At 43.6% G+C, this 250-nt stretch carries 1 pseudogene; it reads left to right on the top strand.

Annotated elements, in window-relative coordinates:
* Nucleotides 1–250 (top strand): annotated as a pseudogene (locus tag QP888_RS11030) (AMP-binding protein); the annotation flags it as partial.

The following is a 250-nucleotide window of genomic DNA, read 5'->3' as shown; positions in this document are numbered from 1 at the left end:
AATTAGGAGAGGAAGTGCCGGTCGGCGAAGTAGGTGAACTGATCGTACGCGGTCCGAATGTGATGAAAGGATATTATAAAATGCCGGAAGAAACGGCGCATACGATTCGAGATGGATGGCTGTATACAGGCGATTTAGCGAAAATGGACGAAGAAGGATATTTTTACATTGTTGATCGAAAAAAAGATATGATTATTGTTGGGGGATACAACGTATATCTGCGCGAAGTGGAAGAAGCGCTGTATAGCCA

It is taken from the genome of Corynebacterium sp. MSK297 (assembly GCF_030232885.1).
Classification (GTDB): Bacteria; Actinomycetota; Actinomycetes; order Mycobacteriales; family Mycobacteriaceae; genus Corynebacterium.
The sequence above is the reverse complement of the archived record's forward strand: the minus strand, read 5'-3'. Positions and strand labels throughout refer to the sequence as shown.